Consider the following 16901-nt stretch of genomic DNA (forward strand, 5'->3'; position numbering starts at 1 on the left):
CGGTGGACCGGACCCGCACCTACGGCTGGAGCGACCCGCGGCTGCTCGCCCGGGCGGCGAGCGAGCTGGACGGCGCCGAGTTCCTCAAGAAGATCGGCAGCGGCGACCTGCCCGCTCCCCCTGCCGCCGAGACCACCGGCCTGAGAATGGCCGAGATCGGTGACGGCTACGCGCGGTTCGAGCTGACACCGGCCGAGTGGCACTACAACCCGATCGGCTCGGTGCACGGCGGCGTCCTGTCGACGCTCGCCGACACCGCGCTCGGGTGCGCGGTGCACAGCAGGCTGCCCGCGGGCACCGGCTACACCTCGCTGGACCTCACGATCAAGTTCACCCGCCCGGCCACGCTCGGCAGCGGCACGCTCACGTGCGAGGGCCGGGTGGTGTCCAGCGGGCGCCGCACCGCCACGGCCGAGGGCCGCGTCACCGACGCATCCGGCCGCGTGATCGCGCACGCCGTCACGACGTGCCTGCTCCTCGGTTGATCCGCACCTGCAACCCCTCCGGCGTGAGCGACCCGGCGCCGGAGGGGACGACGTGCACGCTCACCGGTTCACCGGTCTCGGCGGCCACCACCTGCAACGGGCCGTCCTCGCGCAGGTAGGTGTCGCCCCACTGCATGAGGGCGACGACCACCGGCAGCAGCGCGTTGCCCATGTCGGTCAGCACGTACTCGTACCGCGTGCGCGCGCCGGGCTCCCGGTACGGGCGTTTGGCGAGCACGCCGGCCTCGACCAGTTCCTTGAGACGCTTGGCCGCGACGGCCTCGGTGATGCCCACGCGCCGCACGAACGCGTCGAACCTCGTCGTGCCGTAGAAGGCCTCGCGCAGCAGGAGGACCGCCGACTTCGTGCCGATGACGTCCAGCGCCAGCGCGATCGAGCACCGGTCCGGCTGCCACTGGTCCAGCGCGGCCAACGGGCCCTTCATCTGCATGGGCATGCAGGGGAGCCTACACCTGGCTAGTGTCGGACATACCCAGCTTGGCGGGGCGGTCCGCCAGCGTCGCGGCCAGGAACGGCAGGCACAGCGCGAGGACCTCGTCGGGGGTCTGCACGTGCGGGTAGTGGCCGGCACCCTCGATGACGGCCAGCTCACCGCAACCCCGGGGCAGGCCGGCGAGCACCTTCTCCCCCTCGGCCCGCGGGTCGGCCCAGTCGGGGTCGGCGTCGCCCATGACGACGAGCACCGGGCAGGTGACGTCGGCCAGCCGCGCACCGGCGTCGGCGGGGCTGGTCTTGCACATGGCCCGCAGCACCCCCATCCGACCGGGTTCGCCGAGCTTGGCCTCGATGCGCGCGAGCTCCGCGGTCCAGTCGGCCGGCTTCACCGGCACCGCGAGGTCCAGGTACCTCGTCCAGCCCGGCAGGCTGCCCGCGATCATGACCTTCGCGAGCTGCGCGTACCCGGCGCGGAAGCGGCGCACCCGCAGCAGCCCGCCCACGTCGAAGGACTGCGCGCGGGTGAACGGCGCGAGCTCCACGACACCGGCGACGACGTCGGGCGCGGTGGCGGCCGCGATCGTCGCCGCACCGCCGCTGATGGACTGACCGATGATCACCGCCGGGCCGCCCAGGTGGCGGATGACGGCCACCAGGTCCCCCGCGATGTCGGTGCGGCTGTAACCGTCCCAGCCGACGCCGGAGTCACCGCAGCCGCGGAGGTCGACGTTCGCCACCCGGTACCCCTGCGCGGCCAGTGCCGGGGCGAGGAAGCGGTAGGAGTGGCGGCTGTCGCCGATGCCGTGGGCGAGCACGACGAGCGGCCCCTGCCCGATCAGGTCGTAGGCGAGGGTGTTGCCGTCGATCTCCAGGTGCTCGGTCACGCTGTTCTCCAGAGCCTCGGCTAATGTCGTTAGCCAAAAGCTAATGCCATTAGCCTGTGTTGTCAAAACCCGGCGGTCCCGGCCTGCTTCGTCGATTACGCTCCGCCCGTGAAGCGACTCATCGCGGCCGTCCTGTGCCTGGCAGCGGCCGCCTGCACCACCCCGGCTCCGGACGCCGCACCGCCTTCGACCGGGGCGTCCAGCGGCGCGCCGACGACCGTGCCGACGTCCGCCGGTGATCCGCAGGCCATCTCCGCCGCCTTCGAGACCTACCGGGAAGCCGCGCTGGCCAAGGACGGCGCCGCCGCCCTCCCCGTGCTGCTGAGCAACACCTTCAAGATCTACGACGGGATCAGGCGGGAAGCGGTCACCGGCACCGAGCAGACGGTCGCGACCCAGCGGCCGAGCGCCCGCCTCCTCACGTACGCGATGCGCGCCGAGCTCGACCACGCCGTGCTGCGCACCGGCTCGCCGCAGGACCTGGTGAAGACGATCATCGACCGGGGTCTGGTCAACGCGGACGACGCCCGCGACATCGCGCTGAGCCGGCCGACGATCCACAACGGCGTCGCGCTGGCCCGCTACGCCGTCCGGGGCGAGCAGGCGTCGGGCATGATCGGCTTCGGCCTCGAGGACGGTGTGTGGAAGTTCGACCTGCCGGCCCTGTTCGACCTCTCCGACCTGGCGTTCAACCAGCAGAAGAACCGCGAGGGCCTGACCTCCGAGCAGCTGGTCGACCAGCTGCTGACCACCAGGTACGGAGCAGCCAGGGCCGCGAAGCTCCGCACGCCGCTCGGCGCCTGACCGCGCGACTGGAGGATCATGGCCGGCATGAGCGAGAACGCCCGCCCGCTGCCGTCCAAGGTGGACCTCGGTGACCTGGACCGCCGGATCATCCGGTGGTGGCAGGACAACGACGTGTTCGCCCGCAGCGTCGAGCAGACCGCCCAAGGGCCCGCGTGGGTGTTCTACGAGGGACCACCGACCGCGAACGGCATGCCGGGCACACACCACGTCGAAGCGCGCGTGTTCAAGGACGTGTTCCCGCGCTACCGCACGATGAAGGGCTGCTCGGTGCCGCGCAGGGCCGGGTGGGACTGCCACGGGCTGCCGGTGGAGCTGGCGGTCGAGAAGGAGCTCGGGCTGTCCGGCAAGCCCGATGTCGAGCGGATGGGCGTCGCCGAGTTCAACGCGCGCTGCCGGGAGTCCGTGCTGCGGCACGTCGGCGCGTTCGAGCAGCTCACCGAGCGGATGGGCTACTGGATCGACCTGGCGCACCCGTACGAGACGATGACGCCGGAGTACGTCGACAGCGTCTGGTGGTCGTTGCAGCGCATCCACGCCGACGGCCGGTTGGTCGAGGACTTCCGGGTCACGCCGTACTGCGCGAACGACCAGACCACGTTGTCCGACCACGAGGTGGCGCAGGGGTACGAGACGGTGACGGACCCGTCCGCCTACGTGCGACTCCCCCTCGTCGAGCCGCTGCACGGCATCGACGGCGCCGAGCTGCTGATCTGGACCACGACGCCGTGGACGCTGGTGTCCAACACCGCGGTCGCCGTGCACCCGGAGGTCACCTACGTGGTCGCGCGCACCGGGGACGGCGTGTTCGTGGTGGCCGAGCCGCGGGTCGAGGCCGTTCTCGGCGACGCCGAGGTGCTGGCGGCGCTCACCGGTGCGGAGCTGGCCGGGCTGCGGTACGAGCGGCCGTTCGAGCTCATCGACATCCCCGACGCGCACCGGGTGGTGCTCGCCGGCTACGTGACGACCACCGACGGCACCGGTCTGGTGCACCAGGCGCCGGCGTTCGGCGCCGAGGACCTGGCCGTGGCGAGGGAGAACGGGCTGCCGCTGGTCAACCCGGTCGGGCGGGACGGGCGGTTCCTGGCAGAGGTGCCGCTGGTGGGCGGGACGTTCTTCAAGGACGCCGACCCCGTGCTGGTCGAGGAGCTGCGCCGGACCGGCCGGCTGTTCCGCTACGAGGACTTCGAGCACCCGTACCCGCACTGCTGGCGTTGCCACTGGCCGCTGCTCTATTACGCGCAGCCGTCGTGGTACGTCCGCACGACCGAGGTGCGCGCGGAGCTGCTGCGGGAGAACGAGGCGACGAACTGGTTCCCCGAGCACATCAAGCACGGCCGCTACGGCGACTGGCTGGTCAACAACGTCGACTGGGCGCTGTCGCGGACGCGCTACTGGGGCACGCCGCTGCCGCTGTGGCGCTGCGACGGCGGGCACGTCACGGCCGTGGGCTCGCGGGCGGAGCTGGGGCGGCTGGCCGGGGCTGATCTGTCCACACTGGACCCGCACCGGCCGTTCGTGGACGCGGTCACGTTCGCCTGCCCGGACTGCGGCGAGGTGGCCACGCGGGTGCCGGAGGTCATCGACGCCTGGTACGACTCGGGCGCGATGCCGTTCGCCTCGCTCGGCTACCCGCACCTGCCCGGCAGCGTCGAGGCGTTCGAGGCCACCTACCCGGCGCAGTACATCTGCGAGGCGATCGACCAGACCCGCGGCTGGTTCTACACGCTGATGGCGATCGGCACTCTGGTGTTCGGCAAGTCGCCGTACGAGAACGTCGTGTGCCTGGGCCACATCCTGGCCGAGGACGGCCGCAAGATGAGCAAGCACCTGGGCAACATCATCGAGCCGATCCCGTTGATGGACACGCATGGCGCGGACGCGTTGCGGTGGTTCATGGCCTGCTCGGGCTCGCCGTGGTCGGCACGCCGCGTCGGTGCCGGGCCGCTGGACGAGATCGTGCGCAAGGTGCTGCTGACGTACTGGAACACCGCCTCGTTCTTCAGCCTCCACGCCTCGGGTGCCACGTGGACCGCGGGCTCCGACCGGCCGGTGCTCGACCGGTGGGTGCTCTCCGAGCTGCACGCGCTCGTGGCCGCCGTCGACGTTGCGATGGAGCAGTACGACACCGCGCAGGCCGGCCGGTTGCTCGCCGGGTTCGTCGACGACCTGTCGAACTGGTACGTGCGCCGGTCGCGGCAACGGTTCTCGCGCGGCGACGAGAACGCGCTGGCGACGCTGCACGAGTGCCTGGAGGTGCTCACCCGGCTGCTGGCGCCGTTCGTGCCGTTCATCACCGAGGAGGTCTGGCAGCGGGTGATCAGGCCGCACGACCCCGCCGCCGCGGACTCGGTGCACCTGGCCACGTGGCCCGTCAGCGATCCCGCCCGCGTCTCCCCCGAGCTGTCCGCGCAGGTCGCGAGTGCCCGCGTGGTCGCGGAGCTGGGCCGTGCCGCGCGCAAGTCCGCGGGTCTGCGCATCCGCCAGCCGTTGAGCCGCGCGCTGGTCAGCGTTCCGTTGCCGCGGGAGCTGCTCGACGACGTCGGTGACGAGCTCAACGTCAAGGTCGTGCTGCCGCTCGACGCCGCGAGCGAGGTGGTCGACATCGAGGTGCGGCCGAACTTCCGCGTACTGGGCAAGCGGTTCGGCAAGCGCACCCAGGAGGTGGCGGCGGCGATCACGGCCGCGGACCCCCGCTCGTTGGCGGAGGCCCTGCGCGCCACGGGTGCGGCCGAGCTGGCCGGGTCCGTCACGCTCTCGCCGGATGACGTGCTGGTCACCGAGGCGCCGCGCAGCGGTTGGGTCGTGGGTGCGCAGCAGGGCGTGACGATCGCGCTCGACACCGCGCTCACGCCGGAGCTGGAGGCGGAGGGCCTGGCGCGGGACGTGGTCCGGCTGGTGCAGCAGGCCCGCAAGGACTCCGGGTTCGACGTCTCCGACCGCATCGAGGTCGTCCTGACGGCACCCGAGGACGTCGCGGCGGCCGTTCACACGCACCGCGATTTCGTCGAACGCGAAACGCTGGCCGTGTCCCTTCTCCTGCACCCAGGCAAGGAGCTGACCGTCCAACTCCACAAACCCTAGCCCCACCCCGCTTGTTGCAGATGCCGTGGAAGGCAGGGGGTTACGCCCCGCGGGTGGATTTGGGAGCGGGAACGGGACTGCACTAGAAACTGGAACGTGTTCTAGTTAGGCTACAGCGCATGATCGCCACAGTGGTGTGGGGCACGGGCAACGTCGGGCGTGCGGCAATTCGGGCCGTGGAGGCCCATCCTGGGTTGAAGTTGACCGCGGTGGTCGTGCACGACGCCAACAAGGTGGGACGCGACGCCGGTGAGCTTGCTGGAACCGGTTACAACACAGGGATCGTCGCGACCGACGACATCGGCGCGGTGCTCGCCACGGGTCCGCGGGCCGTCGTCTACGCGGCCTCGGGTGACGTGCGGCCGGCCGAGGCGCTCGCCGACATCACCAGGGCGATCGCGGCGGGCGCGGTGGTGGTGACGCCGTCGCTGTACGCGCTCTACGACCACCGCAGTGCGCCGCCGGAGCTGCGCGACCCGGCGCTGAAGGCGATCGCGGACGGCGGCGGGTCGCTGTTCGTGTCGGGTGTGGACCCCGGCTGGGGCAACGACGTGCTGCCGTTGCTGATCAGCGGACTGGGCAGCCGGATCGACGCGGTGCGCTGCCAGGAGATCTTCGACTACTCGACCTACGACCAGCCCGACGCGGTGCGGTGGCTGATCGGCATGGGCCAGCCGCTCGACTACCAGGCGCCGATGCTGATGGCGACGGTGCCGACCATGGTGTGGGGCGGCCAGATCCGGCTGATGGCCAGGGCGCTGGGCGTGGAGGTCGACGAGATCCGCGAGACCGTCGACCGGCGCGCGCTCGACGAGACGGTGACGACGCGGACCATGGGCGAGTTCGAGGCGGGCACGCAGGGCGCGATCCGGTTCGAGGTGCAGGGGGTCGTCGGCGGCGAGCCGTTGATCGTGATCGAGCACGTCACGCGCATCCACCCGTCCTGCGCGCCGGACTGGCCGATGCCGCCCTCCGGCGACGGCGCGCACAAGGTGATCATCGAGGGCCGGCCGCGCATCGAGGTGTCCGTCGAGGCCGACGACGAGGGCGAGAACCGGTCCGCGGGCGGCAACGCGACGGCGGTCGGGCGGCTCGTGAACGCCATCGACTGGCTGGCCGCGGCGGAACCCGGTCTCTACGACGCGTTGGACGTGCCGCTGCGACCGGTGGCGGGCAAGCTGGGGAGGAGTGTGCGGTGAACGTCGACATCCCGCAGGGCAAGGACCCCATCGGGTACGTGTGGAGCGAGATGGTGCCGGGCATCGGTGTCGCCGCGGCGAACTTCTCGCTCGCTGTCTACCAGCACACCACGCTCGGGCTGCGCGAGTTCGAGGCGGCACGGCTGCGGACCGCGCAGATCAACGGGTGCCTGTTCTGCCTCGACTGGCGGACCGAGCGCGACGGGCAGAAGGTCGAGGACGGGTTCCTCGACGCGGTGACCCAGTGGCGCACCACCGACGCCTTCGACGACCGCACCAGGATGGCCGCCGAGTACGCCGAGCGGTACGCACTGGACCACCACGGTCTCGACGAGGACTTCTGGTCCCGCATGACCGCGTCGTACAGCCAGGTGGAGATCGTGGAGCTGACCATGAGCATCGGCGCGTGGCTCTCGTTCGGCCGGTTGAACCACGTGCTCGGGCTCGACGCGGTCTGCGTGCTGCCGAGTCAGCTGGGAGCGTCCACGCAGGACTTCACAGACCCGGTCACAGGTCCGTGGCGATGATCTTCTCGATGTTGCGTTCCGCGAGCGCGGTGATGGTGACGAACGGGTTCACCACGGTCGTGCCGGGGATGAGCGACCCGTCGATGACGTACAGCCCCGGATAGCCGTGCAGGCGGCCGTAGGCGTCGGTGGCCCTGCCCAGGACCGCGCCGCCGAGCGGGTGGTAGGTCAGGTGGTCGCCCCAGATCTTGTACACGCCGAACAGGTCGGTCCGGTAGATCGTCCCCTCCTTCGCGTTGATCTTGTCGAAGATCGTCTTGGCGGCGGTGATGGACTTCTCCTTCCACACCGTCTGCCAGTTGAGGTCGACCTTGTTCGTGGCGGCGTTCCAGGAGAACGCGGCGCGGTGCGGGGTCTTGGTGATCGACAGGTAGAACGAGGCGTAGGTCTCGATCCCGGTCGGTAGCGGCGCCACCTCCGCGAACGCTCCCCCGGCCGCCCAGTTGTCGATGCCCAGCGTCGGGATGGACGACTGCAGCGCGCCCGTGGCGTCCCACATGTGGTTGGCCCGGCCGCACATGACGTTGCCGTTGTCACCCCAGCCCTTGCCGACCTCGCCGTTCAGGTTCGGCAGCGCACCGGTGGCCCTCAGCTTCACCAGCAGCTTGCTGGTGCCGACGCTGCCCGCCGCGAAGAACACCTTCGCCGCGGTCACCGACTTGGTCGCGATGACGTCACCGGTGGTGTTGAGCTGCTCGACGGTGACCGCGTAGCCGCCGGTCGTGGGCCGGACCGAGGCGACCCGGTGCAGCGGCGAGATGGTGACCCGCCCGGTCGCCCTGATCTTGGGCAGGTAGGACTTCTGCAGGGACTTCTTGCCGTGGTTGTTGCCGTAGAGGATCTCGCCGGCCAGCGCCGACTTCGGGACGGTGCCCGCCGCCTCCTGTTCCATGTAGCCCCAGTCGTACACGGTGGGCACGAACACGTACGGGAAGTTGCTGCGCTGGGCGTGCTTGCGGCCGACCCGCGCGTACTGGTAGCACGCGGTGCCGTCGAACCAGGCCGGGTTGACGAGCCCGGCGCCGAGCTCGGCGTTGGCCCGCGGGTAGTAGGTGCCGTACATCTCGTCGGCGTTCACGCCGGGCAGCACGTCGCCGAAGGTCTCGCGCCGGGGCGTGACGGCCATGCCGCCGTTGACGAGGGAGCCGCCGCCGACACCGCGGCCCTGGTAGACGGTGATGCCGCCGAACTCCTCGGCGTCGAGGATGCCGGTGTACCTCGGGATCGCCTTGTCGATCGGGAAGCCGAGGAAGTTGCTCAAAGGCTGTTTCGTCCTGGTGCGCAGCCAGAACGAGCGCTGGTCCGGCGTGGTCGTGTTGGCGAAGACCTTGCCGTCGGAACCGGGCGTGTCCCAGGCCATGCCCATCTCGACCATGTGGACGTCGACACCGGCCTGGGCCAGGCGCAGCGCCGCGACGCACCCGCCGTACCCGGTGCCGATGACGAGCGCCGGAACCACCGCCGCGTCGGCGATCGTGCTCGCTCTGGCCGCCGGTGCGAGACCGGCACCCAGGGCCATGCCACCTAAAATAGAACCTGTTCCAGTCAAGAACGAACGTCGAGAGGGACCCTTGAAACCGTTATCACACGTCATTGTGTGGTTCATGTGATCATCCTCACTCTTGCCGCATGAGAACAAGTTATACCTGCGCTTGTGCGGCAAGTCACTACCTGCTAGTCAGATCGACGGGGCCTTCCTCGACGTCGGAGGGGTCTGGAGAAGTGCGATCAGGCCTTCACGCGGGCCTTCGTCGTCCACATCCGGTACCCGGCCTTCAGCGCCTCGGTCTCGGTCCCGAACATCACGTCGCCCTTCATCCGCCGGTAGTACGGCGAGTCCGGCGTGTGGTAGACCATCGTTCGCGAGTTCCCCTTGACGGGCAACGCTTCCTCGTCATCGGCGGGCACCGTCACCACGGGTTCGTCCGCGACCTGGAGCAGCGGCTGCTGGCGCACGATCGGGTTCTCGGTGCGGGGTGCGGGCAGGGCGAGGCGGGGCTTCGGGGACTCGGCGTGGCGCTTGCGCACGGCCAGCCAGGTGAGCAGGCAGCCGGCGGCGAAGGACGCCAGGCACAGCAGGAACATCTGCGAGAACAACCAGAGCACGGGAACTCCTAGCGGACTACGACGTCGACCTGGCGGGTGGCCGGGTCGTACTCGCCGTCGGGGGCGGGGCGGGTCTCAACGGCGATCAGGGCTGGGGAGACGCCCTGGCCCACGAGCTCGTCGCGGACCATCTGGCCGCGGGTGGTGGCCGTTACCGGGTCGGTGCCGTGGGCGACCAGCGTGACGGAGGCGCGGGGTGCGACCAGGAGCATGCGGCCGACGCGGTGCACGAGCACCGGGCCGTGGCCCTCCCAGGCGGTGGTGCCCTGCACGAACCGGATCGCACCGTTGCCGTTGACCATGCGGCTGATCGAGTCGTGCAGGGCCGCGACGTCCAGGTCGCCGGCGGTGGTGGACGGGCCGACCTCGACGCGGTCGGTGACCCGCAGGCCGTTCGCGGCCTGGCGGATGGCCTCGCGGACCGCGGTGGCACGTTCCTCGTCCGGCACGCGGGCAGCCACGGCGACATGTCCACCGTGGACGGTCGTGGTCACCTCGGACACCCTGGCGGACAACGCGGCCGACACCAGCCGGCCGACCACCGCGGGCGGGATCGGCAGGGTGCCTCCCAGGCGCAGTGCCGCGGTGACCCGGTGACCGGGGGTCTGGACGGCGTCGACCAGCGCGCGGCGTTCCGCGTCGTCGGCGACCGCGCCGGACACCAGGACCTCCGCGCCGCGCACGGCCACGAGCAGTTGCTCGGGGCCGGCCGCGCGGATCTCGGTGGTGGCGACACCGTCCACGTCGGACACCACGGCGCGCACGGCGTCGGCCGCGCGCGGGGCCACCTCGCTGACCACCACCGACCGCCCGTCCACCGCCACGACGCCGTGGTAGCCGGCCTTGGTCAGCGCCGAGCGGACATCGGCGTCGAGCGACCGTTCGACGCCACTGCCGTAGACGAACACACCGGTGGCGGCGAGCAGGGCGGGCACCAGCAGCCCGCCGACCCAAACCGCGTGAGGCAAACGCACGCCGGAGGGCTTACCGGACCGCGCGGCCGAAAAGCCAGCCGCTGCCGTCGTTCGGGCGGAACTTCACCCGGTCAGGTGGCCGAAACGGGGTGGTGGACTCCGCGCACGTCGCCGGTCGTGAAGACGTGCTCAGCCGGTGGCGCGGGCGTTGCACACCGCGGTGCGGTTCGTCCACTTCGGACGTTGAGCGGCTCCTGCTACCGTCGGCGGCGTGTACCGGTACGCGTTCGCGGGCCACGACTTCACGGCGCCGCGGCGCACGGACGACTCCGGGTGGAGGGCCGTGGCCGCGGCGCTGGCGGCCGGGCTGCGCTACGAGGGCTTCGAGACCTGCGGGTGCGACCGGCGTTCCGGCCGCGCACGGCAGGCGCGGGACGGCGGCTGGGGGTGCCGGACGCGGAGGCGCTCGCGGCCCGTGCCCCGGCGGACCTGGTCTGACGGACCGGCTCCTCGTGGGTCAGGACGCCTGGTGCTCGGCGAACAGGTCCACCAGGTTCTGCGGCGCGTTCTCCCCGAACAGGCTTTGCAGCAGCTGCTCCTCGTCGACGCCCGCCTCCACGCGCCCGAACATCTTCCGCTCGTACTCCGCCAGCGCCGCCTCGACGTCGTGCGGGTGCGCGGCCAGTGCCTGCGCGAGGTCGGCGCCGTCGAGCATCGCGAGGTTGGCGCCCTCGCCGTCCGGTGCGGCGACGTGGGCGGCGTCGCCGACGAGCGTCACGCCCGGCACGCGCTCCCAGCGGTGGCCGGAGGGCAGGCCGTAGTGGGGCCGCCACAGCGGCGGGGTGTCGGTGTCGGTGATCAGCGCGACCAGTTCGGGGGCCCAGCCGTCGAACTCCCGCGCGAGCGCGGCGGTGGCCGCGGCGGGGTCGGTGAAGTCGAAGCGGTCGAACCACTCCTGCGCTTCGGTGAACATCACGTAGACGTGCAGCGTGCCCCCGCGTTCCCGGTGGGCGTGGATGCCCTTGTTCGGCGCGGCGGCCATCATCATGCCGCCGCCGACCAGTGCGGCGGCCCCCGGGTGGCGGGTGTCGGCGTCGAGCAGGAAGGTCTCGACGGACGACGTGCCCGCGTACTCGGGGGTCGCAGGCGTCAGCAGCGGGCGGATGCGCGACCAGGCGCCGTCCGCGCCGACGAGCAGGTCGGTGGCGATGACGGTGCCGTTGTCGAACGTGACCTCATGGCGGCCGTCGTCGAGGGTGCGCGCGCTGCTGACCTTGTGCCCCCATCGGACAGTGCCTTCGGGCAGCGAGTCGATGAGCAACGTGCGCAGCTCGCCGCGTTGCACCTCCGGGCGGCCACCGGTGCCGTCGTCGGCCTTGTCGATCAGGACGGTGCCGTTGCGGTCGACGACGCGCATGGCCTCGCGGCCCTCCAGGACGATGGCGCGGAACTCGTCCATCAGCCCGGCGGCGGTGATGGCGAGCTGGCCGTTGTAGTCGTGGATGTCGAGCATGCCGCCCTGGGCGCGGGCGGTCGGTGACGGCTCGGCCTCGTAGACCGCGGCCTCGATGCCGTGCACGTGCAGCACGCGGGCGAGGGTGAGGCCGCCGAGACCGGCGCCGGTGATCGTGACGTGCATGGGGTGGACTCCTGATCAGCTCTGGGGTGTACGCCCAGAAGACTGGTGGGAGGCGCTGGCACCGGGCGCACGTGCGGCTGGCAGGGCCTGACAGCCGCTGACGGGCCCTGTCAGCGGGCGACCGCGACAGCATGGCCAGGGCGTGCGCCAGGCTGCTCGGCTGAACACCACCGCGCAACCGGTCAGCCCAGGTCCTCCGCCTGCAGCTCCGCCCGCGACGACACCCCGAGCTTGCGCAGCACCCTGGCCGCGTGCTGTTCCACGGTCCGCGGCGACAGGAACAGCACGTCGGCGATCTTGCGGTTGGTGTGGCCGGCGGCGAGCAGGCGGGCGACCTCCTGTTCGCGCGGGGACAGCTCGTTGCCGTAGCCGCGGCGGCCGCGGCGGGACGGTTTGCCGCCACCGATGCTGCGCAGCAGGTGGCGGCACCGGGCGGCGTCGCGGGTCGCGCCCAGCGCGTCGAAGGTGTCCACCAGGGCGGAGAGGACCTCGGTCGCCTTCTCGTGGTCGGTCGGGAGCAGGCAGACGGCCTCGCGTTCGGTCACCAGGGCCGTGAAGTACGGCGCGGGCAGCGCCGCGTAGCGGTCGGCGGCTTCCCGGTAGAGCGTCATGGCGACGTCGAGCTGACCGCGGGCCTCGGCGAGGCGGGCGCGGCACTGGGCCAGTGCGGCCACCGCCATCGGTGCGTCGCGGCCCTCGATGCCGCGGGCGATGTCGGCGATCAGGGTCTCGGCGTCGGTTTCGCGGCCGGCGGCGAGGAACGTGGCCACGGCGACCGGGCCCAGCTCGGTGGCCCACACCCAGACGCCCTTGGCGCGCACGACGGCGAGGCCGCGGTCCACGTCCACGCAGGCGCGGGTGACCTCGTCCTGCGACAGCACCGTCCACGCCAGTGCGGCGCAGCCGGCGATGGCGACCGGGGCGATCGACTCCTCCGGGGCGAACGCGCCGGTCTCGGTGAGGTGGCTGGTGGCCTCCGCCCACTCGCCGCGCGCGGTGGCCAGCGAGCCGAGCACCAGGTTCAGCTCGCTGGCCACCGGGAACAGGTCGCGGTACTCGTCGAGCAGGGTCTGGGCGCGGTCGGCGAGGCCGTCCCAGCGGCCGGTCAGCCAGTCGAGGCGGACGCGGGTGGCCTGGGCGGTGCTCACCACGAACGGGGCGCCGCACTCGGCGGCGAGGCGCAGGCCGTCGCGCAGCAGGTCACCGCACAGGTCGAGGTGGCCGGTGGTGGCCAGCGCGTCGGCGAGGTTGCAGTGGGCGCGGGCGAGCTGGCGCAGTTCGCCGGGGGTCGTGGCGGGGGTGAAGTCCAGCTCGCGCAGCACGGACGGGTCGCCGGTGTGCATCTTCGAGCCGAGCTGGTTGGCGTAGAGCGACAGCCGCAGCTCGGCGTCGCCGGTCGACGCGCGGTGCTCCTCGACGAGGTCCAGCCACGGCATGCACTCGCCGACCGGGGTGGTGCCGAGGTAGGGCAGGCCCAGCACGGCGGCGCCGCGGGCGGCCAGGTCGGGGCGTTCGCCCAGGTCGGCGACGGCGCGTTCGATCTCGACGCGGGCTTCCTCCAGGCCGCCGGCCTGGCGGATCAGCAGCAGGCCGCGGAACAGGCGCACCTCGCCGCGCGCCGAGACGGACAGCCGCCGGTCGGACAGCAGGCGTTCCAGCGCCTCGGTCGGGGCGTGCTGGTCGAGGCCGCGGTGGGCGACCTCGCCGAGCTTGATCGCGAGCCGGTCCACGTCGGCCGCGGGCACGGCCGGGTCGAACAGCAGCCGTTGCAGCAGGGCGGTGGCGGTCCCGGCCTCACCGCGCTCGGCGGCCCGGTCGGCGGCGGCCTCGCCGAAGCGCAGCCACTCAGCGGTGTGACCAGCGCGTTCGCTGTGCTCGGCCAGCTGCACCAACGGCAGCGGCTCGACCTGCGACAACGCCTCGACGGCCCGGCTGTGCAGCTGCTGGCGGTCCGGTCCGCTCAACGTGTCGTACACGGCCTGGCGTGCCAGCGCGTGGCGGAAGCCGTAGGTGCGTGCGTCGGCCTCGTGCAGAACGTGGCCCGTCAGCGCGTGGGTCAACGCCGTGCGCACCCGGTTCTCCCCGATGGCGGCCACCGCACCGAGCAGCTCGGCCGTCGCGGGTACCCCGAGCACGGCCGCTGCCTGCACCAGCCGGGTCGCGGTCACCGGCAACGCGGCCAGCCGCTCGGCCATCGCGTCGCGCAGCAGCACCGGCACGTCCACGTGGTCGAGCAGCCGCCGCGCCGTGGCACCGTCGGCGTGCACGGCACCGGCCGGGTTCCGCAGCGCGCGCAGGGTCTCCTCGACGACGAACGGGATGCCCGCCGTGCGTTCGTGCAGCTTGGCCGCGAACTCCGCGGACACCGGCTCGCCGTCGAGGATGGCCGAGGTCAGCGCCCGCACCTCGGCCACGTCGAGCGGCTCGAGCTCCAGCACCGCGCTGGTGGTCCCACCGGGCGGCCGGTACGCCGACCCCAGCGGCACCCCGCCGGGCACGTCCTCGCGCCGGTAGGTGACCACGATCGAGAGGTTCGCGGGCGGGTCGCCCATCAGGAACCGCAGCAGCTGCCGCGACCCGTCGTCGGCCCAGTGCAGGTCCTCCACGACCAGCAGCACCGGCCCGAGGACGCTCACCAGCTCCCGCACCGCGCGGAACACCCGGTGCCGCTCGGCCCGCGGGTCACCGGTCGGCGGCGGTGGCGGCGGCAGGTGTTCGGCGATCTCCGGCAGCAACGCGCCCAGCACACCGGTCACCGGGCTGAGCCGCGGACCGCGCGCGAGCCGTTCGGCGCAGTCGCGCAACGCCTCCAGCACCGCCCCGTACGGGAACGGCTCCCCCACCGGCTGGCAGTGCCCGATCAGCACGGCGATCGGACCGAGGTCGGAGTCGAGCAGCTCGCGGACCAGGCGGGACTTCCCCACACCGGCCTCGCCCTCGACCATGACCACGGCGGGGTGCCTCGGCACGGCGGCGCGCAGCGTGCCGAGTTGGTCCCCCCGCCCCACGAGCACCGGGGAGCTGGTCCGCACCAGTGCGGCGGGGCCGGGCCGGCGCTGGCTCGGTGTCCGACTCATCCGGACTGATCTTAGGCGAAAGACGGGTATCCCTACGTAGCGATATCCGGATTGTTCGCGGTGCGCACGCGACCGATGGTGATCCGCACGTGGCCGCCCACTCCCTGCCGAGGCGGCCCAGAACGGAGAACCTCAGATGCGACTCGATCGCACATCCCGCCGGCTGGTCACGGCCGGACTCGGTGTGGCCGCCCTGTGCGCCGCGGCTGCGGCGGCGACCCCCGCCTTCGCCCAGCAGGCCGAGGTCAAGGCGGTGGCGCAGCCCGTCGCGGGCAGCTACATCGTGGTGTTCAAGGACGGGGCGAGCGACGCGCCGACCACGAACGCCAAGGCACTCGACCTGGCCCGCAAGCACGGCGGCAAGGTCAGCAACACCTACGTCGCCTCCGTGCGCGGTTTCGCGGTGAAGCTCGACGAGGCGGCGGCCCGGCGGCTCGCGGCCGACCCGCAGGTCGCCTACGTGCAGCAGGACGGCTGGGCGCGCACGTCAGAGACCCAGACCAACCCGACCTGGGGCCTCGACCGGATCGACCAGGCGAACCTGCCGCTCGACCAGCGCTACACCTACCCGAACACCGCCTCCAACGTCACCGCGTACATCCTCGACACCGGCATCTACAAGGCGCACCCGGAGTTCGAGGGACGCGCCAAGGACGGCTACGACTTCATCGACAACGACCCGGACGCCTCGGACTGCCAGGGCCACGGCACGCACGTCGCCGGCACGGTCGGGTCGAAGACCTACGGCGTGGCCAAGAAGGTCAACCTCGTCGGTGTGCGCGTGCTCGACTGCTCGGGCAACGGGCAGTACTCGCAGATCATCAAGGGCATCGACTGGGTCGCCCAGAACGCGAAGAAGCCGGCCGTGGCGAACATGAGCCTCGGCGGCGGCGCCGACTCCACTGTGGACAGCGCGGTGAAGCGGGCGATCGCGGCGGGCGTCACGTTCGGCGTGGCGGCGGGCAACAACAACGGCGACGCCTGCCAGACCTCCCCCGCCCGCACGCCGGAGGCCATCACGGTGGCCGCCAGCGACTCGGCCGACAAGCGCTCGATCTACACCGGCGGCCAGGCCTCCAACTGGGGTTCGTGCGTCGACATCTTCGGGCCCGGCTCGAACATCACCTCCACGAAGAACGGCGGCGGCACCACGTCGATGGGCGGCACCTCGATGGCCACCCCGCACGTGGTCGGCGCGGCCGCGCTGTACCTCTCGGCGAACCCTTCTGCCACCCCTGCCCAGGTCCGCGACGCGCTGGTGAACAACTCGACGCCGGACAAGATCTCGGACACCAAGGGCTCGCCGAACAAGCTGCTCAACATCTCCTTCATCGGTGGCGGCGGCCCCGACCCCGAGCCGTGCGCGGCGGCCACCAACGGCGACGACGTGTCCATCCCGGACACCAACACCGCCGTCTCCTCCTCGGTGACCGTCTCGAACTGCACCGGCAAGGCGTCCACCACCACCAAGGTGAAGGTGGACATCAACCACCCCTACACCGCTGACCTGGCCATCGACCTGGTCGGCCCGTCCGGCGCGAAGTACGGCCTCAAGAAGGCGGGCGGCGCGTCGTCCACGACCGGTGTGCACGAGACCTATACCGTCGACGCGTCCGCGGAGGACCGCAACGGCACGTGGAAGCTGCAGGTCACGGACGTGTGGAGCTACGACAGCGGCACCATCGACTCCTGGACCCTGACGTTCTGACGACGCCCGGAAGGACCT

Annotated in this window: 13 protein-coding genes; 6 read left to right on the plus strand and 7 right to left on the minus strand. The window is 71.8% G+C overall.

Annotated elements, in window-relative coordinates; genetic code table 11:
- The first annotated feature begins 2 nt into the window (after nt 1-2).
- Nucleotides 3-485 (plus strand): PaaI family thioesterase, encoded by a 483-nt coding sequence (locus tag AB0A63_RS11375; protein WP_360388569.1) that lies wholly within the window; start codon nt 3-5, stop codon nt 483-485.
- On the opposite strand, the gene AB0A63_RS11380 is transcribed toward AB0A63_RS11375, so the two are convergent.
- Nucleotides 460-942 carry a helix-turn-helix domain-containing protein gene (locus AB0A63_RS11380; RefSeq protein ID WP_360388572.1) on the minus strand — a complete coding sequence of 161 codons (483 nt, stop codon included), beginning with the start codon at nt 940-942 and terminating at the stop codon, nt 460-462. The genes AB0A63_RS11375 and AB0A63_RS11380 overlap by 26 nt on opposite strands.
- Before the next feature lie 10 nt (nt 943-952).
- Nucleotides 953-1825, minus strand: coding sequence for an alpha/beta hydrolase (locus tag AB0A63_RS11385; RefSeq protein WP_360388574.1), 873 nt, complete (start codon nt 1823-1825; stop codon nt 953-955).
- A 108-nt stretch (nt 1826-1933) separates the two neighbouring features.
- Between AB0A63_RS11385 and AB0A63_RS11390 the strand changes: the two genes are divergently transcribed.
- From AB0A63_RS11390 to AB0A63_RS11405, 4 genes are all read left to right on the plus strand, one after another.
- On the plus strand, nt 1934-2629 hold the full coding sequence (locus AB0A63_RS11390) for a hypothetical protein (protein WP_360388576.1): 696 nt from the start codon (nt 1934-1936) through the stop codon (nt 2627-2629).
- A gap of 27 nt (nt 2630-2656) precedes the next feature.
- The gene (ileS, locus tag AB0A63_RS11395; protein WP_360388579.1) at nt 2657-5713 is read left to right on the plus strand and encodes an isoleucine--tRNA ligase; all 3057 of its coding nucleotides are present in this window, start codon (nt 2657-2659) and stop codon (nt 5711-5713) included.
- Nucleotides 5714-5832: 119 nt separating this feature from the next.
- Nucleotides 5833-6912: a dihydrodipicolinate reductase gene (locus AB0A63_RS11400; protein WP_360388581.1), complete on the plus strand. Its 1080-nt coding sequence runs from the start codon at nt 5833-5835 to the stop codon at nt 6910-6912.
- Entirely contained in the window at nt 6909-7439 is a 531-nt protein-coding gene (locus tag AB0A63_RS11405) for a carboxymuconolactone decarboxylase family protein (RefSeq protein ID WP_360388583.1), read from the plus strand. The genes AB0A63_RS11400 and AB0A63_RS11405 overlap by 4 nt, the downstream gene beginning before the upstream one ends.
- Here the strand turns inward: AB0A63_RS11405 and AB0A63_RS11410 are convergent.
- The 5 genes from AB0A63_RS11410 to AB0A63_RS11430 all read right to left on the minus strand — a co-directional run bounded on the left by AB0A63_RS11410 (nt 7420) and on the right by AB0A63_RS11430 (nt 15175).
- Entirely contained in the window at nt 7420-8958 is a 1539-nt protein-coding gene (locus AB0A63_RS11410) for a GMC oxidoreductase (RefSeq protein WP_360388586.1), read from the minus strand. The genes AB0A63_RS11405 and AB0A63_RS11410 overlap by 20 nt on opposite strands.
- A gap of 209 nt (nt 8959-9167) precedes the next feature.
- Complete coding sequence (locus tag AB0A63_RS11415; RefSeq protein WP_360388589.1) at nt 9168-9545, minus strand: hypothetical protein; 378 nt, start codon at nt 9543-9545, stop codon at nt 9168-9170.
- 8 nt (nt 9546-9553) lie between these two features.
- On the minus strand, nt 9554-10519 hold the full coding sequence (locus tag AB0A63_RS11420) for a hypothetical protein (RefSeq protein WP_360388591.1): 966 nt from the start codon (nt 10517-10519) through the stop codon (nt 9554-9556).
- A gap of 457 nt (nt 10520-10976) precedes the next feature.
- A complete protein-coding gene (locus AB0A63_RS11425; protein WP_360388594.1) occupies nt 10977-12098 on the minus strand; it encodes an NAD(P)/FAD-dependent oxidoreductase in 1122 nt (373 codons plus the stop codon).
- 182 nt (nt 12099-12280) lie between these two features.
- Nucleotides 12281-15175: an AAA family ATPase gene (locus tag AB0A63_RS11430; protein ID WP_360388596.1), complete on the minus strand. Its 2895-nt coding sequence runs from the start codon at nt 15173-15175 to the stop codon at nt 12281-12283.
- A gap of 136 nt (nt 15176-15311) precedes the next feature.
- On the opposite strand from AB0A63_RS11430, the gene AB0A63_RS11435 reads away from it, so the two are divergent.
- Complete coding sequence (locus tag AB0A63_RS11435) at nt 15312-16883, plus strand: S8 family serine peptidase (RefSeq protein ID WP_360388599.1); 1572 nt, start codon at nt 15312-15314, stop codon at nt 16881-16883.
- Nucleotides 16884-16901 lie beyond the last annotated feature (18 nt).

Origin of the sequence: Lentzea sp. NPDC042327 (genome assembly GCF_040647275.1) — a bacterium.
GTDB lineage: Bacteria > Actinomycetota > Actinomycetes > Mycobacteriales > Pseudonocardiaceae > Lentzea.